The sequence below is a fragment of the Fictibacillus nanhaiensis genome (assembly GCF_042686385.1).
Classification (GTDB): domain Bacteria; phylum Bacillota; class Bacilli; order Bacillales; family Fictibacillaceae; genus Fictibacillus; species Fictibacillus nanhaiensis.
Map to the genome: position 1 here is coordinate 138580 of NZ_JBHUPF010000006.1, position 20883 is coordinate 159462.

At 41.0% G+C, this 20883-nt stretch carries 17 protein-coding genes; 8 read left to right on the plus strand and 9 right to left on the minus strand.

Annotation, left to right across the window (positions count from 1 at the left end):
- Positions 1–5 precede the first annotated feature (5 nt).
- Positions 6–590, plus strand: a complete 585-nt coding sequence (locus ACFS5O_RS04470) for a sugar O-acetyltransferase (RefSeq protein WP_205724860.1) — start codon at positions 6–8, stop codon at positions 588–590.
- Positions 591–639: 49 nt separating this feature from the next.
- On the opposite strand, the gene ACFS5O_RS04475 is transcribed toward ACFS5O_RS04470, so the two are convergent.
- On the minus strand, positions 640–1464 hold the full coding sequence (locus tag ACFS5O_RS04475) for a glycerophosphodiester phosphodiesterase (RefSeq protein WP_318300145.1): 825 nt from the start codon (positions 1462–1464) through the stop codon (positions 640–642).
- A gap of 246 nt (positions 1465–1710) precedes the next feature.
- Between ACFS5O_RS04475 and ACFS5O_RS04480 the strand changes: the two genes are divergently transcribed.
- Positions 1711–2673, plus strand: coding sequence for an HD domain-containing protein (locus ACFS5O_RS04480; RefSeq protein ID WP_205724862.1), 963 nt, complete (start codon positions 1711–1713; stop codon positions 2671–2673).
- A 261-nt stretch (positions 2674–2934) separates the two neighbouring features.
- On the opposite strand, the gene ACFS5O_RS04485 is transcribed toward ACFS5O_RS04480, so the two are convergent.
- Positions 2935–3636: a queuosine precursor transporter gene (locus ACFS5O_RS04485; RefSeq protein WP_205724863.1), complete on the minus strand. Its 702-nt coding sequence runs from the start codon at positions 3634–3636 to the stop codon at positions 2935–2937.
- Positions 3637–3880: 244 nt separating this feature from the next.
- On the opposite strand from ACFS5O_RS04485, the gene ACFS5O_RS04490 reads away from it, so the two are divergent.
- Together ACFS5O_RS04490 and opuFB are read left to right on the plus strand one after the other, a co-directional pair.
- The gene (locus ACFS5O_RS04490) at positions 3881–4852 is read left to right on the plus strand and encodes an ABC transporter ATP-binding protein (protein WP_205724864.1); all 972 of its coding nucleotides are present in this window, start codon (positions 3881–3883) and stop codon (positions 4850–4852) included.
- Positions 4845–6359, plus strand: a complete 1515-nt coding sequence (gene opuFB / locus ACFS5O_RS04495) for an osmoprotectant update ABC transporter permease/substrate-binding subunit OpuFB (RefSeq protein ID WP_205724865.1) — start codon at positions 4845–4847, stop codon at positions 6357–6359. The genes ACFS5O_RS04490 and opuFB overlap by 8 nt, the downstream gene beginning before the upstream one ends.
- Positions 6360–6448: 89 nt before the next feature.
- Here opuFB and ACFS5O_RS04500 read toward each other — a convergent pair whose 3' ends face one another.
- The 4 genes from ACFS5O_RS04500 to ACFS5O_RS04515 all read right to left on the minus strand — a co-directional run bounded on the left by ACFS5O_RS04500 (position 6449) and on the right by ACFS5O_RS04515 (position 11428).
- Entirely contained in the window at positions 6449–7123 is a 675-nt protein-coding gene (locus ACFS5O_RS04500) for a DUF4352 domain-containing protein (RefSeq protein ID WP_205724866.1), read from the minus strand.
- A 79-nt stretch (positions 7124–7202) separates the two neighbouring features.
- On the minus strand, positions 7203–8567 hold the full coding sequence (locus tag ACFS5O_RS04505; protein ID WP_205724867.1) for an alkaline phosphatase: 1365 nt from the start codon (positions 8565–8567) through the stop codon (positions 7203–7205).
- A gap of 357 nt (positions 8568–8924) precedes the next feature.
- Positions 8925–10055, minus strand: a complete 1131-nt coding sequence (gene ald / locus ACFS5O_RS04510) for an alanine dehydrogenase (protein WP_205724868.1) — start codon at positions 10053–10055, stop codon at positions 8925–8927.
- A gap of 125 nt (positions 10056–10180) precedes the next feature.
- Positions 10181–11428, minus strand: coding sequence for a PucR family transcriptional regulator (locus tag ACFS5O_RS04515; protein ID WP_205724869.1), 1248 nt, complete (start codon positions 11426–11428; stop codon positions 10181–10183).
- A gap of 133 nt (positions 11429–11561) precedes the next feature.
- On the opposite strand from ACFS5O_RS04515, the gene ACFS5O_RS04520 reads away from it, so the two are divergent.
- The 3 genes from ACFS5O_RS04520 to ACFS5O_RS04530 all read left to right on the plus strand — a co-directional run bounded on the left by ACFS5O_RS04520 (position 11562) and on the right by ACFS5O_RS04530 (position 14566).
- Positions 11562–13265 (plus strand): M3 family oligoendopeptidase, encoded by a 1704-nt coding sequence (locus tag ACFS5O_RS04520; RefSeq protein WP_205724870.1) that lies wholly within the window; start codon positions 11562–11564, stop codon positions 13263–13265.
- Positions 13266–13659: 394 nt separating this feature from the next.
- Positions 13660–14193 carry a DUF420 domain-containing protein gene (locus ACFS5O_RS04525; RefSeq protein WP_066399222.1) on the plus strand — a complete coding sequence of 178 codons (534 nt, stop codon included), beginning with the start codon at positions 13660–13662 and terminating at the stop codon, positions 14191–14193.
- A gap of 70 nt (positions 14194–14263) precedes the next feature.
- Complete coding sequence (locus ACFS5O_RS04530) at positions 14264–14566, plus strand: hypothetical protein (RefSeq protein WP_205724871.1); 303 nt, start codon at positions 14264–14266, stop codon at positions 14564–14566.
- Here ACFS5O_RS04530 and ACFS5O_RS04535 read toward each other — a convergent pair.
- Together ACFS5O_RS04535 and ACFS5O_RS04540 are read right to left on the minus strand one after the other, a co-directional pair.
- A complete protein-coding gene (locus ACFS5O_RS04535) occupies positions 14563–15186 on the minus strand; it encodes an NAD(P)-dependent oxidoreductase (RefSeq protein WP_205724872.1) in 624 nt (207 codons plus the stop codon). The two genes, ACFS5O_RS04530 and ACFS5O_RS04535, sit on opposite strands and share 4 nt — an antisense overlap.
- Before the next feature lie 89 nt (positions 15187–15275).
- On the minus strand, positions 15276–17678 hold the full coding sequence (locus ACFS5O_RS04540; RefSeq protein WP_205724873.1) for a S8 family serine peptidase: 2403 nt from the start codon (positions 17676–17678) through the stop codon (positions 15276–15278).
- Positions 17679–18245: 567 nt separating this feature from the next.
- Between ACFS5O_RS04540 and ACFS5O_RS04545 the strand changes: the two genes are divergently transcribed.
- A complete protein-coding gene (locus ACFS5O_RS04545; protein ID WP_205724874.1) occupies positions 18246–19592 on the plus strand; it encodes an MFS transporter in 1347 nt (448 codons plus the stop codon).
- A gap of 21 nt (positions 19593–19613) precedes the next feature.
- On the opposite strand, the gene ACFS5O_RS04550 is transcribed toward ACFS5O_RS04545, so the two are convergent.
- On the minus strand, positions 19614–20816 hold the full coding sequence (locus ACFS5O_RS04550) for a hypothetical protein (RefSeq protein ID WP_205724875.1): 1203 nt from the start codon (positions 20814–20816) through the stop codon (positions 19614–19616).
- Positions 20817–20883: the final 67 nt, after the last annotated feature.

A 20883-nucleotide genomic window follows, 5' to 3' on the forward strand; every position in this document is an offset into this window, starting at 1 on the left:
ATTAGATGAAAGAGTTTGACAGAATGCTATCCGGTGAGTTTTATAACACTCGAGATCCTGAACTTTTACAAATGTCGTTCGATGCCAAAAAGCTTGTTGAGACCTTTAATTCGACAAGCGTGGATGAGACCGAAAGCAAAGTACAGATCTTAAAGAAATTATTAGGCAGCGTTGGAGAAGGGGTTTGGATTGAGAAACCCATTCAATGTGAATTCGGAAAAAATATATCGATAGGACGCAATACTTTCATTAATTTTAACAGTGTTTTGTTAGATAACAACAAGATTACGATTGGGGAAAACGTACTGATCGCACCTAATGTCCAAATCTACACGGCAACACACCCTATAAGCGTGATGGAAAGAATCAATAAGCATCCACAAGCAAATGAAGCGCCATATCGAACGAACACAAAGCCTGTGACAATCGGAAACAATGTTTGGATCGGTGGAAATTCCGTTATCTTACCGGGTGTTTCGATAGGTGAAAATACCGTAATCGGAGCGGGAAGTGTTGTCACAAAATCTATTCCAGCTAATTGTGTAGCTGTAGGTAACCCATGCAAAATAATCAAAGAGAATATCAATTAAATAAAAAAGTGTTGAAGCAACCCATAGCTTCAACACTTTTTATAATCATTTATTTTGATTTATGTCTTGGCGTATAATCTGGATAGTCTGTAATGATTCCATCAACACCTGCGTCTAAGAGCGGTTGAACTTCTTGTTGATTTCGAACCGTCCAAGCCATGATACCCATATGACGCTCATGTACCTCATCAACTACTGAAGAATTAACGAGCGTTCTGCTAGGGTTTACAAATTCAGCATATGTAGCAAATTCATCGAGTTTTGCTTCACTTAGATCTGTTGAACGAGAAGTCAGTACCCCGACTGGAACTTGAGGCAAAAGCTTGTCCATCTGTTGCATAGATTCAGACTCAAATGATTGAATGATAATCTTATCATGAGCAGGTAGATGCATGTTTCTTTCCTTTATGGCTGCTGCAACTTTTTCTTCAATGTTAGGATAGTAATAGGTTGCTTTCAATTCGATCAGTATACCCGTTTTTCCACGAAACTCATCAAGAACTTCTTCGAAAGTAGGAACTTTTTCTCCTTTAAATTCTTCCCCAAAGTAGCTTCCAGCATCAAGTTGACGGATCTCCTCTAGCGTATGGTCTTTCACATATCCCGTTCCGTTCGTTGTTCGGTCTAATGTAACGTCATGAATAACAACAAGCTCACCGTCTTTTGTTTCCTGTACGTCTATTTCAATATAGTCAGCTTTCATATCTACACCTTTGTGGAACGCCGCCATCGTGTTCTCTGGTGCATAGCCTGCTGCGCCGCGGTGTGCGACAGTTTGAACTTGTTCTGACGGGTCGTAAGCGAGTGTGGAAGTACTGTAGAATGAGCCAATAATCCCCATTGAAAGTAATGATGCAACAGCTTTCTTCTTCATGCTCAAATCATTCATCCCCTTATCATTGATTGATCGTGAACCTACTCGCCTCATGCAACAAGCAGGTTTCACAATCATTATGCTAACAAAGGAAAATGGTGAAAGAATGGTCAGAATCTCCCTAGTATTCTAAAGAAAATAAGGTCTATATGAGGGGAAATCTTAACAAATGGTTGTTCTGTAAATGTGGAGTGAAGGAGATTTCAGGTATGTTAAAATGAAAAAAACAAAAAAAGGGGAAAAGGCATGATAGTTGATGATATATATGGTTTTTTCGAAGTTGAACCTGTGTTGCAGGATTTAATATTGTCTAAACCGGTACAACGTTTAAAAGGCATTCATCAAGGCGGTGCTTCTTTTCTTGTAAACAAGGAATGGAACGTTTCGCGATATGAGCATTCGGTTGGCGTAATGCTATTGATCAGAAAATTAGGAGGGACACTTCAAGAGCAGATCGCTGGGCTCCTTCACGATGTTTCCCACACTGCATTTTCTCATGTGATAGATTTTGTACTGGATAATGAATCAGAAGACTTTCATGAAGAAATCTTTGAGGAAACCATTATGGACTCAGAAATTCCAAGTATATTGAAACATCATGGATTTTCCATTGAAGAGATCATGAAAGGTGATCATTCGTTATTAGAGCAACCATTACCGTTGTTGTGTGCGGACCGCATCGACTACACACTAAGAGATATGTATAGATACGGTTACCTTTCAAAGCTTGAGATTGGTCGTTTTATGGAGAAATTGTGTGTATCACGAGGATTAATTTGTATTAAAGGAACGGAACAGGCTGAATGGTTCGTTGAAGCGTATTACAAAGAGGTTTTAGATTTTTTCATGAATCCCCTGAACGTATACGGATATGATCGACTAACAAAATTGCTCAAAGAAGCTCTAGAGCTGGATGTTATTACACTATCAGATTTTAAGCTTACTGATGAAGAAGTCCTTCAAAAAGTCCGAACATCGAGCGAGTCTTCCTTAGCCGCTCGATATGAAGAGCTCATAAATCCAGTGAAGCTAGAAGAAAACGAGATTGAGTTTGAAATTCACTTAAAAGGAAAACCCCGGTTGATCGATCCAACGGTCATCATTGACAGAAAACCAATAACTGGTTCACATATATCCAATAAAATCAAAGAAATGAACGCGAAGGCAAAGAAGCGTGCTGAAAAGGGAAGCTACATAAAAGTCTTATAAAAGTGGCTGACATAGTTCTACAATCATAACAAAAAGGGTAAGTCCATCTCCTTATGCGAGTTGGTCTTACCCTTCACTCTTAATGCTCTTGAATTTCATCTCGGTATGTTGATTGGAATGCAAGGTGCGAGACTCCTGCGGGATAAGTGGGACAGGTGAGACTCTTAATAGCGCAGAGCGCTAAGAGGCTCACCGCACACCCCGCGGAAAGCGAGCATCCTGGAATGGAAATCAACTGCTCTTCAAGAGCAACAAAGTTTATTAAACGCCTGGTTTCTGAAGGTCTTCTTCCGGATGGTTGAAGCTTCTTGCAATATAGATAAACGGCGTGGAAGCCGCTGACACTACAAATTTAATCACATAGGTTGTAAAGAAAATCTGAATCCAAACATCCCATGAGAACACGCCAGCAAATGCAATCGTACAAAAGATAACCGTGTCGATCAGCTGACTCACCATCGTACTTCCGTTATTGCGAATCCAGAGTTGGTCAGGGCGTGAGAACTTTTTCTTCAGTTTCGCAAAAAGTTTAACGTCTAGGTACTGACTGATCAAGTAAGCAGCGAGACTTCCTATCACAAGGCGAGGCATAAAACCAAAGATGGCTTCAAGATGCGGCTGGAAGACGTCGCTTTCGTGCGGTTGGAACACGAGCACCATCTGCATGATAATCGTCGTCATAATGAGCGTGAAGAACCCGAACCAAACGGCTTTTTTCGCTTCTTTTTCCCCGTACTTCTCGTTGATTAGATCTGTTGCTAAATAGATCGTTCCATAGATCACATTACCGAGAGTCATTACAAGCCCGAACATCTCGATCGTTTTAACAACTTGCAGGTTAGCAAGAATGGTAGCTGCTGCGATCCAAGCAAACAACCCCATACGGCCAAACCACTTATAGCACGTTAAAAACAATATAAAATTAACCAGTGCAAAAGCTACACCAAAATAAAAATTAAACATAAAAATTCCTCCTAGTTTTGATAACGCGGGAGTTTGCGAACCGCGAAACACGAAACACTTTTAACACAACAGTTCCCCATTATAAGGCAGTTTTTGTAATTAATCAATAAACCATATAAATATATAGTACAAGAGTAGTTTACATTCTCTTTCTTTGTGCAATACATAGGGTAGATTGATTATTGATTACAGAATAAACGGAAATACTGCTAGTAATAGATAAAGCACACTAAGGAGCAGGTGTATGATAACTTTTGACAATGTTTCTAAAGAGTACCGTGATGGAACGTCTGCCGTTCGCGATTTGAATTTAACGATACAACCAGGAGAATTTTTTGTCGTGATTGGTCCGAGTGGTTGTGGGAAAACGACGATGCTTAAGATGATCAATCGGCTGATCAGTCTTACAAAAGGCACGATTTCCATCGATAACAAGAGAATCAGTGATTACAATATTGATGAACTACGTTGGAATATCGGGTATGTACTGCAGCAGATCGCTTTATTTCCTCATATGACGATTCTAGAGAATATCAGTATCGTTCCCGAGTTAAAAGGATGGGACAAAGAGAGAATTCGTAAGAGAGTGGACGAGCTTCTTGAGATGGTCGGTTTAGATCCGAAGACATATCGAGATCGCAAGCCTAAAGAACTCTCTGGTGGACAACAACAGCGGGTGGGTGTCGTGCGAGCGTTAGCTGCAGATCCTAACATAATTCTTATGGATGAACCTTTTAGTGCACTTGACCCGATCAGCAGGGAAAAGCTGCAGGAAGATCTTTTTAACCTGCAAAGAAACATCAAGAAAACCATTGTTTTCGTAACGCATGACATGAAGGAAGCGATCAAACTTGGAGATCGGATCTGTGTGATGAACGAAGGATCTATCGTACAAGTTGGAACACCAGAAGAGCTTCTCGAAAACCCAGCCGATGATTTTGTAAGAAATTTTGTAGGAACAGAGAGTGTGAGTTCTGTTGAAAATATGGATCTTCGAAAGCTTGTCATTCCATTGAAAGCGGATGAAATTGGATTGGATTATCAATTAGCATCCATTTCAGTGAAAACGAGTATAAAAGAGGCACTCGATATGCTAACCCGTGAAAATGAAGTTACGGTTGAAGATCACGGTGCGATCATAGGAACGCTAAACAGAAAGGCTGTTATTCAATATCTTGCAGATCAATTGCAGGAAAGAGGTAGCAGAGATGAATAGTTTCTTACAAGTATTTCAAGATCGAAAAGGTGAACTCGTAAGTGCACTTATTGAGCATATTCAGATTTCGTTTATCGCTCTCCTCTTTGCTGTGGTGATTACAATCCCTCTAGGTATCTATTTAACGAAAAAACCAAGATTGGCTGAACCGATCATCGGAGTGACCGCCGTGTTGCAGACCATTCCGTCACTTGCTCTTCTAGGACTCTTGATTCCACTGTTTGGGATTGGTAAGGTGCCAGCCATCATTGCACTTGTTGTTTATGCCCTGCTTCCGATTTTAAGAAACACGTATACCGGAATTAAAGAAGTCGACTCTTCGTTAATTGAAGCGGCGCGAGCGATGGGGATGAACAGCAGGAAAAGATTGATGAAAGTAGAACTTCCTTTAGCGATGCCCGTTATAATGGCGGGAATCAGAACGTCCATGGTCCTGATCATTGGAACAGCTACGCTCGCAGCATTGATCGGAGCGGGTGGACTTGGTGATATCATCTTGCTCGGTATTGATCGCAATAACACGATGTTGATCGTGCTTGGGGCAGTCCCTGCGGCATTGCTTGCGATCTTATTTGATTTTCTACTTAGGAGGTTTGAACATCTATCGTTTAAAAGAGCGTTAACAACCGTCAGTGCATTTTTGATAGCGGCTCTTTTAGTCATAATTGTTCCTTTTGCAATGAAAGGCGGACAAGAAGATATCGTGATCGGTGGTAAGCTAGGTTCTGAGCCTGAGATTTTGATCAACATGTACAAACTCTTAATTGAAAAAGAAACCGATTTAAATGTGGAGCTGAAGCCAGGACTCGGTAAGACTTCATTTGTCTTTAATGCATTGAAATCTGGAAGCATCGACATCTATCCGGAATTTACAGGAACTGCGATCGCAGAGTTTTTAAAAGAGAACGCAACAAGTACAGATAGCGAAAAAGTATATGAACAAGCTCGACGTGGGATGGAAAGTAAGTTTGATATGCAGCTGTTAAGCCCGATGAAATATAACAATACGTATGCGCTTGCTGTTCCTGAACAGTTGGCGAAAGAGTACAACTTAAAGACGATTTCAGATTTAAAAAGTGTCAGCCAAAGCTTAAATGCAGGCTTTACGCTCGAATTTTCGGATCGTGAAGATGGCTACAAAGGAATCCAGAAACTGTACGATATTCAGTTTGCGAATGTAAGAACGATGGAGCCGAAGTTAAGATATAACGCGGTGAAAAAGGAAGAGATCGATGTCGTAGATGCTTACTCTACAGACAGCGAACTGCGTCAATATAAACTTACCGTATTAGAGGACGACAAAAAGCTGTTTCCTCCATATCAGGGTGCACCTATGCTTCGTAAAGAAACCGTAGAGAAGTACCCAGAATTAAAGGATGCGTTGGATCAGCTGGCGGGAAAAATTACAGATGATGAAATGCGAGAGATGAATTATAAAGTGAATGTTGGAGGAGAGTCACCTAAGAAAGTAGCGGAAGATTTCTTGAAGAAGGAAGGACTTCTATAAGCTTCTACCGTAATTCATTATGATTCGACAAAAATTTCCCGGAAAATAAAACATCCATGCAGTGTTGCCTGCATGGATGTTTTTTTAGTCTATAAATCAACAGTCAGAGTTATAGGATCTGAGATAGATTTTTCCTGATCATCCACCACTTCACTTGATGTAATGGTTATTGTTTTTAGGTTTTCAATATTCGTTTTGTTTAGTATAAATCCTAAGCTGCCCATCTTTTCTTCTCCGGGTTTAATCTCTCCGTTTAGTTCCTCCAGGTAAAAATCTTCTTTCCACGTTACGGTTTCACCTTGATCAGTCTTAATATTAGCTACTGGGTTAAAATGAACACTTTCCTTACCTTTATTTGCAATTTTTACGTTTACACGAACGTAAGGAAATTCATCTTGTTTCGTATAGCCATGAAAAAAATCGATCAGATCTACAGATGGTGCATAGTGTAATACTTTCACTTCATCGATCGTAAGCGCAATTGAATCAGACTGCAGTTGTTTATTAACTTTTGCATATTTCTTTAACGTAATGACTCCATCTTGGTCTTCCACTTCTTTATTGATTTCCGTTAAGTTTGTATCATCTGAAGCTTGAGAGCTATCGGTATAGGTTTGTTTTTCTGGCTGATTTTCAGTTTTCGCTTTATTTGATTCATGTTGTTGATGGTTTTCATGGGTATCCTTTTTCTTATCCGATTCCGACGCGCAGCCCGTAACTAAAGAAGCTGACAGAATCAGCATGATCCAACCTTTGAAAGGCATGGATGCACCTCCTAAAAGATAAGCACCCCGTAAAGAAACGGGATGCTTTTTTTGTTAGATTGACCTAGATGTCCAAATTTTATTTTCCGAAAGAAGATTTACTTTTTTCTAAGATTGAAAAAATCTCTTTGGCTGTGTCGGTATTGTCGATCTTGCCAGAGAATTTCTCCATACCTGGCCCATATGCATAAACGTTAACATCTTCTCCCGTATGCCCATCAGTGGTCCAGCCTGTTCCTGTACGAAGATCAAAGATTTTTTCGATGGCGTTATCGATTTCTAAAACATCACCGCTTTTTTCTTTTGCATCCTTAACAGACTGAACTTCTTCAGGTGTTAATTCAAGATCGATATATTTCTTTAATGTTTCTTCTACAGGTGCACCTTTTGCGATTTGCTTCGCGATATAGTCAGGTGTTTTCTTTGCTGCTTTAATTGAAGCAGGATCCCATTTGTAATCTCCGTCACGACCCATTGTCATACCGCCTGTTGAGTGGTCAGCTGTTGTGATTACAAGTGTGTGCTTGTCTTTTTTAGCAAATTCGATTGCAGATTGGAAAGCTTGTTCAAAGTCTTCCATTTCACTCATTCCTGCAACTACATCATTGTCGTGACCAGCCCAGTCGATCTGGCTTCCTTCTACCATTAAAAAGAAACCTTTGTCATTCTTGTTCAAGCGGTCTAATGCAGAGTTCGTCATTTCTTTTAAAGAAGGCTGTTCTTGTGGGCGATCTATTTTTTTATCAAGCTCTTTTGGAGCGAACAATCCAAGAATCTGTTCATTGTCATCTTTAAGCATCTGATCTTTGTTCGTTACATAAGAGTAGCCGTCTTTCTTAAATTCATCTGTGATGTTGCGGTCTTTACGCTCAAAATAACTAGTACCGCCACCAAGTATAACGTCTACTTTATGCTTTCCATTCACCATGTCATCGTAATAATCATCAGCGATTTGGTTATAATTTTCACGTGACTCATCATGTGCACCGAAAGCTGCCGGTGTTGCATGGTTGATTTGAGATGTTGCCACTAATCCGGTGGACTTGCCATTTTGTTTCGCTTGTTCTAGAACGGTTTTTACATCTTGTTTTTCCATATCAACAGCAATAGCACCGTTATAGGTCTTGATTCCTGCAGACATTGATGTGGCAGCAGCAGCTGAATCTGTTACACTTTCCTTCTTATCATGTGAATAAGTGGATTGCATGCCCACTAAATAGTCATCGAATTTTGTTTCTTCCATCATCGGAGTTTTTGGATTATCTTTAAAAGCACGGTATGCAGTCGTGTAAGTTGGCCCCATACCATCACCGATTAAAAAGATCACGTTTCTGATCTCATTCTTTTTATGCTTCTCATCAGCAGATGCTTGATTTATAGCTAAACCACTAATGGCAAGTGTTCCTGCCATTGCAACTGAAAATACCTTTTTAGAAATAGTCATAATTGCCTCCTGTTTTTCCGAGTTGTCTTACAATGTGGAATTATACTCCGATAATATTTTGAAAAGGTTATGAGAATATTAAGATTGTGTAAACAACTGGGTAAAAAGTGCTATTTAGACTATTAATTGTGAGGTTATTATGTAGGGGACGATGTTCAGCTTGGCGAAAAATCGGATAAAAAAATTTATGTACGGATATAAATCTGTTATTTACGGAATTATTGCTGTTTACCTCGTATAAAAGTGCATTACCTCATAACAAAAGATTCACGTCTGTCGAAAACGTACATCATTAGGAATACATAAAAAAGAAGCTAGCGCTCAAATTTTTGAGGCTAGCTTCTATCATGTAATCGATTATACCGTTTGAACGGCTTTTTCTAATGCAACTTCAGCTGAAACATAGTCATAACCAAGGCCAGTTGCAACTGCTTCATAAGTTACGAAACCACCAGCCGTGTTAAGACCCGCTTTTAATGATGGATTTTGAGCGATTGCAGCTTGTGCACCTTTGTTAGCGATTTGTAGTGCATAAGGAACGGTTACGTTAGTTAGTGCGATCGTAGACGTACGAGGCACAGCACCAGGCATGTTTGCTACTGCATAGTGAACAACTCCGTGCTTGTCGTATGTTGGGTTGTCATGTGTTGTGATACGGTCAACCGTTTCAAAGATACCACCTTGGTCGATCGCTACGTCAACAACTACAGATCCTGGAGTCATGGACTTGATCATTTCTTCTGTTACCAATTTAGGTGCTTTTGCTCCTGGAATTAGTACAGCTCCGATTACTAGATCAGATTCAGCTACAGCTTGTGCAATGTTTAATGGATTAGACATTAATGTTTGAATGCTGTTTCCGAAAATATCGTCTAATTGACGAAGACGGTCTGGACTAAGGTCGATGATCGTAACGTCAGCGCCAAGTCCGATTGCAACTTTTGCTGCGTTTGTTCCTACAACTCCACCACCGATGATCGTCACTTTACCGCGACGTACTCCTGGTACACCTGCAAGAAGGATGCCTTTTCCGCCTTTTGGCTTCTCAAGGAACTGAGCACCGATCTGTGCAGACATACGTCCTGCCACTTCACTCATCGGCGTTAATAGTGGAAGCGTACGGTTGAATTCTACTGTTTCGTAAGCGATCGCTGTAACGCCGCTCTCTGTTAGTGCTTTTGCCAATGCTGGCTCTGCAGCTAAGTGTAAGTATGTGAAAAGAATAAGATCTGAACGGAAGTATTTGTACTCAGAAGCTAAAGGTTCTTTAACCTTCATGACCATTTCAGCTGCCCAAGCATCTTGTGCTTCTGCTACGATTTCAGCGCCTGCTGCCGCATAATCTTCGTTCGTAAATCCGCTGCCCACACCTGCATTGTTTTCTACAAGTACTGTGTGGCCTGCTGCTGTTAGTGTAATAACACCTGATGGCGTAATTGCTACGCGGTTTTCGTTATTCTTAATCTCTGCTGGAACTCCAATAATCATTTGTGAATCCTCCTATATAAGTAAACTCTTTGAGTGCGTTTTCATTTGTGATTTCAGTATAGTTCGGGGAAATGAGCTTTTCATTGTGGGGAATCTAGAAAATGAAAAAAAGCATTTGTGATAATTCACAAACGCTCTTGTTTGAATAACCGATTCATCTTGAAATCAAGATAGATCATGATTTTTTGATGAGGGCTTTTCATATCAATATTCGTAAGCTCGCTGATCCGTTTAAGACGATAAAGTAAAGTGTTCATATGAATGTGAAGCACTTCTGATGCTTTGTTCAGGTTTTCATCTAACGTCAGATACGTTTCTAACGTGTGATAAAGCTCTGTCTTGTGCTGAGCATCATAGGCTTGAAGCGTTCTGATCATTTCATTGCGATAGTTCTGTCTTTGTTGTTTTTCATAAATGGTATCTAAAAATTGGTAGATGCCAAGTTCATGATAGCCGTTCAAGGCCAACGTTTCTCCGCCAAGCTTTTCCTGAACAGCTAATACACTCGAAGCCTCTTTATAACTTTTTTCCACGTTTGAAAAAGAGGATACCAGACTGCCGTAAGCTGCTTTAATATCTGACACAGAAAATCGCTCTTTCATATGTGTGAAAAAGGATTCTACAAAAGACTTTGCAAGCTCCAAAGGTGGCTCTTTGCCAACAGGTGAGGCGAGGAGGAGCATTTGATTCGCGTCAGCCGCTGATAAGAGAACATTGATCTTCTGGTTGACTGCAGCGAGATATAAAATATCTTTTTCAATCGCTGGTGTTATCTCTTCTTCCAGTTGCAGAATAAAAACAGTTGCTGGAAGAACTGGCAAGATGTTGAGTTCGTGCAGTTTTTCTAAAATATGCTCTTCTTGAGGAAGGTTGCCCGTAAGCATCTTCCAAAATAGCTCTTGCCGGTTTTCTTCTTTCTTTTTTGTGCCGATCTGCATCTGGAGAAGTTGGCTTTTTGCTGAAGCAGCAGCAAGCTTTAACAATTGCATATCGTCTGTTGTTAGTTGTTTTTCTACTTCAAGAACCCAAATGTATCCGAGAACTTCATTGTTCTTTCGAATTGATATCGCGACCCGGTCGCCAAGCCCGACGTTTTGTATCGTGCCTACACGAACAGGGTCATCGCTTTCTTGCAGTCTAGGAATCACGCCGTCTTTCCACAAACTGTTCACTACTTTTTCTGGTACGCGCCGTCCGATGATGGTCGCGATACGCGCAGGGTCTGTTCCGTCTTCATGTGTACTGTAAGCAAGGAGTCGGTGATTCTGATCTTCTATCGTTACAGGGCACGACAAAACGTCGCTGATCTTGTCTGCTAAATTTTCAAGACTGCCGAAAGTTCCTTTAAAAGGATCAGATTGAAAGCTCTTCATAACATTTGTCTCCCGCCATTAGTTTCTCTGCTTACATTCTACCGAAAAAGGGAAGGTGATTACAGGAGAAAAGCAATAGATTGTAGAATTGGTATTACAGGAATGGAATGTAAATGAATGGGAGGCTTTTTGAATGAAATTTAGTGAATTTACATATGAAAGACCTGATGTTGCAAGCCTAAAAAGAGAATTTGAAGAAGCTGTACAGATTTTTAAAGACGCGAGTTCGGCGAATGAGCAGAATGAAGCGATGAAAAAAGTCGTAGCGCTTCGTAATAGTTTTGAATCAAAAGCAAGGCTAGCGAAGATTCGCCACACGATTAATACGGAAGATGTTTTTTATAAGGAAGAGCAAGCATTCATGGATGAAAATCTGCCAGTCTATCAAGGTATGGTTACGGCGTTTCATGAAGCGCTTGTTCAATCCCCTTTTAAAGACGAGCTTGAAAGTAAATGGGGCAGTCAGCTGTTCCGCTTGGCAGAATTAAAAGTGAAAACCTATTCTGAAGATGTATTAGAGGATCTTAAGCAAGAAAACAAATTGAGTTCAGAGTACGTAAAAGTGATGGCATCAGCAAAGATCGAGTTTGACGGAAAAGAGTTGAACCTAGCACAACTCTCTCCATACGTTCAATCGGCAGAGCGTGAAACACGAAAAGCGGCGAGCAAGGCTGCTAATGCTTTCTTGAGTTCCAACCAAGAAAAGTTTGACTCGATCTACGATGAGCTCGTAAAGCTACGAACGGGAATCGCTAAAAAGTTAGGATACTCTACGTTTACAGAATTGGCGTACGACCGAATGGGAAGAACGGATTATAACGCGGCGGATGTAAAAGTGTTTCGTGAGCAAGTTAAAGAAATCATCGTTCCGCTTTGTACAGAGTTAAAGAAGCGTCAGCAAAAGCGCATCGGACTCGATGAGTTTAAGTTTTACGATGAGTCGTTCAGCTTTACAACGGGCAATCCTAAGCCTCAAGGAGATGCTGAATGGATCGTTAATCAATCGAAACAGGTCTTTAGTGGCCTTTCACAAGAAACGGGGGCATTCTTCAACTATATGGCAGAAGATGAGCTCATGGATCTTGAAAGTAAAAGCGGTAAAGCGCCTGGCGGGTACTGCACGTATCTACAGGACTATACGGCACCATTTATCTTTACAAATTTCAATGGTTCAGATAACGATGTTCGCGTATTGCTGCATGAGATTGGTCATGCGTTCCAGATGTATACGAGCAGAGGATTCGAAGTGCCTGAATACCAGTTCCCTACACTGGAAGCTTGTGAGATTCACTCTATGAGTATGGAGTTCTTAACGTACCCATGGATGGATAAGTTGTTTGGTAAGGACACAGAAAAATATTTATACTCTCACTTAACGGGTGCTGTAGAGTTCATCCCGTATGGTGTTGCAGTTGATGAGTTTCAGCACTTTGTATACGACAACCCGGATGCGACGCCATCAGAACGCCGTTTAAAGTGGAGAGAGCTTGAAAAAACTTATTTACCACATCGTGATTATGATGGGCTAGAGTACTTAGAAAGCGGCGGTTTTTGGCATAGACAAGGTCACATTTTCCGCTCGCCTTTCTATTATATTGATTACACGCTCGCTCAAATCTGTGCACTTCAGTTTTGGAAGCGTGCTGGCGAGAATTCTGAGCGTGCATGGGAAGATTATTTCGCACTGTGTCAAAAGGGAGGAAGTCTACCTTTTACAAAGCTCGTTGAAGAAGCGGGTTTGATCTCTCCTTTTGAAAAAGGATGTGTAGCATCCGTTGTTGGCGAAGTAGAGAAGTTTATTGCTACAGTGGATGAGGAGCAATTTGCGAAAGCTTAATTCATATAAGTGATAGGATGAGGAGAACCGGCCGTGTGCCGGTTTTTTCTTTTTGGGGGCGACGGGCAGGAGTATAACTGCTGCAAAAAATGTCGAACAATGACATCTCGTGGATAAATCGCCAAAACTTGTGGATTCAGGCACGAAACTCGTGGATTCAACGCAAAATCTTTTGGATTGATGGCGCAAACTTCTGGATTGATCTTCATTCGCAACCATAAATACCCCAGGGTGTATGTCCAATAAGTTTCTTATTTTTTGAAGAATTATTGACACTTGTATGGGGAATGCTGTTTTCAGCTGCCTATATGTTTGTGAATAGGGTCTTGAGTGGTAAAATAATAAGGAATCTTAGAAGTTATAAAGACTTTTAGTGGAAAAGGAGTAATACCAAATGGCTGAAACGAAACAGCGTAACTATACACCGCTAATTATTGGATTATCCATCGCGATCAATGTACTTGTTGCGGTATTGTTCTTCCTGCCGGAGTATGAGGGAGAAATCGCATTTGATGTAACGTTGCTACCGCGTTTGAACGCGATCTTTAACAGCTTTACTTTCGTATTTTTGCTTGCTGCTCTTTATTTTGTTAAACAAAAGAACATCACGCTGCATAAGCGCTTTATCTTAGCGGCATTTACGAGTACAACCTTCTTTTTGCTGTCGTATGTAACGTATCACTATCTTACAGAGTCTACGTCTTATGGCGGTGAAGGCCCGCTTAAGTATGTGTATTTCTTTATTTTGATCACACACATCTTGCTTGCGATTGTTATCGTACCACTAGCGCTGATTACTGTTACAAGAGGCTTTAACATGCAAGTAGAGAAGCACCGTAAGATTGCACGTTGGACGATGCCACTATGGCTTTATGTAAGTTTGACAGGTGTTATTGTGTATTTGATGATCGCGCCGTATTATTCATAAAAAAACCAGGGGACTTTTGCTGAAGACGTAATACAGCAAAAGTCTTTTCTGTAACGAGAGGAAATGAGAGATGAGCTGGTTTTGGATCATACCTGTCGTGCTGAGCGGATTCGGAATTGCCGTTATTGTTTATGGGATCCGTTATCAAAAAGAAGTGGTCGAACACAAAAAGCGCTATGATGCGAACTACAAAGGTGGCCGTGTGTCAGAAACGTTTTTCGGTGCTCTTGTAGAGTTTATCTTTGTTGCATTTATAGATAAGCTAGTTGGCCGATTTCCAAAATGGCTGATCAAGTTTTTTATCTTCCTTATTGGAGTGGGCTTCTTAGGTCTTGGTGTCTATTTTTTTCAAGAGATGCCTCGAAGGCTTTAATACGCGATGCCTACTCGTGACTGTAAAAAGTCATTTTTACTTAATAGAGAAAACGCAAAATGAGCCGTGTCGCCAGTACTGATCTTAGAACCGTCGATCGGTAAAACGTCTTTTTCCGTTCGGTACTTACCGGTAGGCTCCCCATCTGGTAGGTATGTGGGACATACAATGGTCCAATCCAGTCCGCTTTCTTGCAGCTGAGTGAACGCTTTATGATGATCCTCTGCTGCTCTTGTTAATTTACGCTTTGATTCAGATGATTGATAGCGAAGTAAATGAGGCTCTGTGCGAATTTGTAAGATGCCTGCCGTACCAATCGTGATGATACGCGAGATGCCTTCCTTTTTCATCGCTTCAATTATAATAGGCATACCCTCGGAAAGAACATTAGCTCCGTCTGTTGAAAGAGCGCTAAAAACGACATCACAGCCCTTCATCGCCTCAGCCACGGATTCCTTATCTACTACATCTCCTTTTGTATAAGAGATCTGATTTAAAATGGTTTGTGAAAACTTATCTGGGTTACGAATCAATGCTTGAACAGCTATTTCGTTCTCTAACGCCATTTTAGTAAAATATTGTCCGACTCTTCCTGTCGCACCTAGTACGCATAGTTTCATAACATACCTCCTGATTGTTCTTTTCTTATCATAACATCTAATGCAAACCATAAAAAATCCCTTACCGAAAGCTCGGCAAGGGATTTCTTTTATTGAAGCGTGATCACATCCGTGTAACGACTGTCGAGCTTATCGCCTCTGGCCGCAAATGCGACAACACGGTATTTACCTGGTGTGACGGCCTGACCTGAGATCTTTCCGTCCCACTGAAAATCGTTATACTGTTTTGGAACATCTTCGTAGCTGCCGATCAGACCGATCTCTTTCGTCAGGTTGTTGTCGTATAGAAACAGATCAACTTTGTCGGCTTCAGCTGGGAAGTAAGCTGAAAAAGTGAATGCATTATTTCCTAATGCTGTAGCGCTGATGCTAGTGATTGAAGGGAAGTCAGGCTCTTGTACAAATAGAATCGTAGGCACAACTATTTCGTTGCTTCCGTCATTGATGGTAATCGTTCCTTCATGATAGCCAGCTGCCAACTTAGAAGCGTCCACTTGTACATTAAACTTAACGTCTTTTGAGCTGTTACCTTTGATCTTCAAATTCTTGCTTGTCGTTACTTTTACTCCTTCTAGATCTACGTCAAATGAATAATCCTTTGATTTGTTGCTTAAATTCTTAATCGTAAAGTGCTCGCCTCTAACTTCCTTGCCTTTCTTTTTGGAGAAAACGCCAAAAGAATGGCTGCCAGGAGATACAAGCGTCTCAGTTTCAATCGCTTCGACTACACGGATGCTTCCTGCCCCTTGCGTATTATGCGGGTATAGCTTTCCGTTAGCATCATATAGATCTTCCGATGTATTCATAAGAGCGGCTTTAATATCGTCAACACCCCAGTTCGGGTGAGCTTCTAATAAAAGAGCGGCAGCACCTGCAACATGTGGAGAGGCCATACTTGTTCCTTGCTTCGCACCGTATCCATGCGGATTTGCAGGGTCATGAGTCGGTACAGTGCTTACGATGTTTACGCCAGGTGCCGAAACATCAGGCTTGATCATCCACGTATCCATGACAGGACCTCTGGATGAGAAGTCAGCCATCAATTCACCGACCTGTTTATCAAACTTGGTGCCAAGTGTTACCGTTGTGTTTGGATTTGCACTCAATAAGCTTTTAAGTTGAACGCCGTCAGCGTTCGTTAGCTTGATCGTTGGTACTGCCATTCCAGGCACATCCACGATCTCGCCCGCAACGTTATTGTAGATGACCATGCCGATAGCGCCAGCGTTCTTTGCATTTGTTGCTTTGTCTACAAACGCATACGTGCCTCGTTGTGCTAAAACGAGCTTACCTGCAACGTCTTTCCCAACAAAGTCAGTTGTTCCTGCTAAGCCTACATCAACGATCGGTAATGTTTTTCCGTTAAGAGCTAAAACGGACTCATCAGACGGAAAGCCCATTACTTTTGCGGAAGAAAAACTAGCATTTCCTGCCTTTAAAGTTGCTGCATACACGTTGAACGGAAGCTGTGTAGCCCCTACAGAAATAGCTTCTCTTGACGTACCTGGTGAACCGACCGTCCAGTTGTTTGGTCCGCTGTTTCCATTAGACGTTACGGCCACAACACCGTCAGACATCGCTTGATCAAGCGCGATACTCGTTGCCCAGTCAGGGTTGTTTAATGAGTTTCCAAGAGACAAGTTCATAACGTCGGCGCCGTCTTCTACCGCTTTTTCAACGCCTGCAATTACGTTCTCAGTCGAGCCGCTCCCCCCAGGACCTAATACGCGGTACGCTAATAACGTAGCATCAGGCGCTACACCTTTAATGCCGCCATCTGCTGCAACTGTACCCGCTACATGCGTTCCATGCGTAGTTTCTGCTCCTCTAGGGTCACCTTTAGGCGTTTCTTGTGGATCGTTGTCATTATCAACAAAGTCATATCCTTTATAGTCACCGAATGCTTGATCCAAATCTGGGTGTGTATAGTCAACCCCTGTATCAATTACAGCAACCGTCACACCTTCGCCCGTATAGCCAGACTCCCAAGCTTGGTTGGCACCGATAAAAGGGGCTGAATTCATCATCTGAGGCGAAACATCGTCGAATGATTGGTCACCCATGTCATCACCTGTAGTGTGGTATTCAACATCAGGGTAAACCGCTTTTACACCCGGAGTTGATAGCAGGTTTGGAATCTCGTTCGCTGCGATCTCTAGGGAAAAACCAGAGAAAACATGATCGTATTCCTTTTTTACTTTATATGTTTTGGAGCGTGTGGAGATTTCTTTCACCACTGCTTCACGTTTTGATTTTAAATTGGATTTTGTTTGTTTTTGACCCTTCTTTTTTGCTTCTAGTACAGAAGGTTCTTTTAATTCCACCATTACTTTTGTAACATGAGAAGAGTTTAAATTGTACTTCCCATAAAGCGGTGCTAGTTCTGGCTCTGAATTGTTCGTAGATGGAGCAGCAGATACACCAGAAAAAGCAGAAAAAACAAACGTACATGCTAATGTGAAGCTAGATGTCTTGCGTAAAAAGCTTTTCATTCAAACGTACACCCCTTATTTTTAATATCAAGGTAATATTCTATAGGTGTGTTTTAATTCCTTGAGTACATGGTAAAAACAGATAATAGGTCCTTATATTGGAAAATAATGAGCTGGTCTTTTGACCTGAAAGGTTCATGAGCAAATCGTAACGATAATTCTATAGACCCATGATAAGATGGGAATATTGTTTTTTAAGAGAAGGCTGTTTTAGCGTAAATGGTGGTTCTTGAAAGTAGTTGATTTCCGTTGCATATGCTCCCTTTCCACGGGGCGAACGGTGAGCCTCCTGCCGCTACGCGCCATTAGGAGTCTCCACCTGTCTAGTTGCAGTGGCTAGCCCCTCGAGGTCAAAAGTTGAACGGTCAATAAGGCAAAGTGCGCCTTCATAGCCCATTCATCTTCTGCTGGTCGGGGCTGAACGAGCCACTTCCACTTTTCAGACTGACCGCTCGTCCCGTAGGAGTCTCGCATCTTCCACTTCAATCAATCGTCAATGAAGTGAATAAAAAAAGTTCAAAAGTAACATTCCATTAGAAAACATTATTAGAGAAAGAAGGTGAACGAATGGCTAAAGAGGAAGGGTATGGAACGATTCAGGAGAACCGGATTATTCCATTATGGAGTCTAACTGTATGGCTTGTAGTCATGAATACGACGATGTTTAACGTGGCATTACCGAGTGTTATCTCGGAATTTGACCTGAGTCCGACTGCAGGATCATGGATTGTTTCAGGCTATTCGATCGTATTTGCCTTATCGACGATCACATTCAGTAGATTATCAGATTTTATACCGATTGGAAGATTGTTATTTACAGGTGTCATCATCTTAGGAATTGCCTCTATCATCGGATATTTTTCAAATAGTTTTGAATTTGTATTGGTCAGTCGTATGGTTCAAGCGATGGGAGCGGGTGCGGTGCCAGGTCTAGGCATGGTGCTTGCAACGAGGTACATTCCGATATCGAGGCGAGGACGCGCCATGTCCTTGATCTCATCAGCGGCATCTCTTGGCTTCGGGTTAGGACCCGTAATCGGAGGCAGTATCACACAGTTATTAGGATGGAATTTTCTTTTCATCGTAACAGGTCTCGTGCTGCTGTTGCTGCCAGTATTTAAGGTCTACCTGCCTGTTGAACAAAAACGGGAAGGATCGTTCGACTTTGTGGGCGCATTATTAACAGGCGGTGGAGTAACTTCATTGTTACTCTATCTTTCTTCATTTTCTTGGTACTTGCTGGGATTGAGTGTACTATTCTTTGGCACACTCGTATTTTATTCAAAGAAGAAGGAAGATCCGTTTATTCGTGTGAGTTTGTTTAAGAATACTTTGTATGTGTCGCTCTTAATTATAGGACTGATCGCGTTCATGACCCATTTTGCGCTGTTGTTCGTGATGCCCGTCATGTTGTCGAACTTATTTGGAAAAGAACCAGCTACGATTGGGTTTGTTATTTTTCCAGGTGCTATGCTATCCGCGTTAGCAGCAATCTATGTGGGACGCTGGATTGATCGATTTGGGAATCTGCCTGTCATGCGCACGGGGCTTGTGGCACTGTTGTTGTCAGTCGTGCTGTTTTCTCTTTTTGCAACAAAGGCATTCTATCTCACGGCAATCTTCTACATGTTTACGAGCATTGGGTTCTCTAGCTTAACGTCAAGCTTGGCTAATGAAAACTCTAGAATCTTAAGCGAGGATGAAGTAGGATCTGGGATGGGTATGCTTCAGCTGGTGCAATTTTTTGGCGGAGCGCTCGGTGTAGCCGTTGCAGGACTCTTAATCGAGGGACAGCAAGGAATGGCGTTAGATGCTATTTATCGTAACGTGTTTATCGTGTATACCATTCTGGTTGTTATCGCCATTGTGATCTATCGAGTGAAGATAAAAAGAAATGTGAGCCTAGAACTTTAATAAGTTCTAGACTCACATTTTTTATTTTAGCATCTTGAAATCATAGGAATAGATAGACTTACCTTTGATCGATTGTAGGATCTCGTTTAAACCATTGATTTTAATATTTTCTATCTTCTTTCCTTCAGTTAAGGAATAGTGCTCGATGTAGTATTTTTCTTTTAGTTTTTCGTCATGTCTTAAGACGTAAAGATTGTCGTCTTTGTAAAAGAGCTCTTCGTTATGTCTCACTCCGTCTTTTCTAACGTTTTTCATGGTCAATGTTTTATTCACTTTCCCGGTTTTCGTTTCAAATTCAAATACCTCACCTAAGCCGTTTGCGTAATACAAGACGTCATTATATAAGTGAGCAGAGTTTTTTATATTGAATGGGTAGTGCGCTGTGATATTCTTTTCGTCTCTATAAGAAGAGAGGGTGAACTCATCTTGAGCATGCGTGTTTTTATCGATCCGATAAAGCACAATATCTGTATCTATCGTTTCCGTAACTTCTCCTAGCGTTTTTTGTCCAACAAAATAGTAAAACGTTTCGTCGCTTAGGATTGCAGACATAGTGCTAAAATTAGTTTCTTTTGAATGATTAATTTTTAGAATATCTTGAGTAGTTATATCATTCTTTGACAACTTTACTTTTCTGATATGAAACTCTTCCTTCAGATTATCTTGAGTTAACACAACGATTTCACTTTGATCTATTCCTGAAGCGGCAATGTAATGGGGAATGTTTTCTTTATGAAATCCTCTTTTGTTACCATAGAGGATGTTTGAATCATACCCGCCCTTAGCACCTACACCCGTATTGAAAACAGTAAAGTATAATTTTTCTTTCTCCAAGTATCCCGTTCTTTCACCCGTATACTGGGATTTATCCATGCCAAATTCTTTATATGTGTCTCCGACTAGCCGGATTTTATTTTTATCTACTAACAAAACTTCATTTTGACTCGTAGCTACACTGCCGAGTTCTAAGCCTTTCATCTTAAATGCATCCGCTTCACCTGAATCTTTGATGAATACAGCAAGGCTTACTCCTTTTCCATCCATATCTTGATCTGCTGTCGTTGAAAAATAGAGCACAGCTTTCTTATCTGTTAAAAAATTCGTTTGTTTGATTGCTTCATTCTCAATAGAAAGAGAAGCACTAAAGTTCTTGTCGAGGTACAGTTTATATACCAATCCACTGATTAAGATAATTAATAATAAAAAGAAGATTATTTTTTTCACTGTAAACTCCTTCTTATGAAAATAAGGCAATAAGTTCGTAGTTCTACGTCCTTATTGCCTTATTATT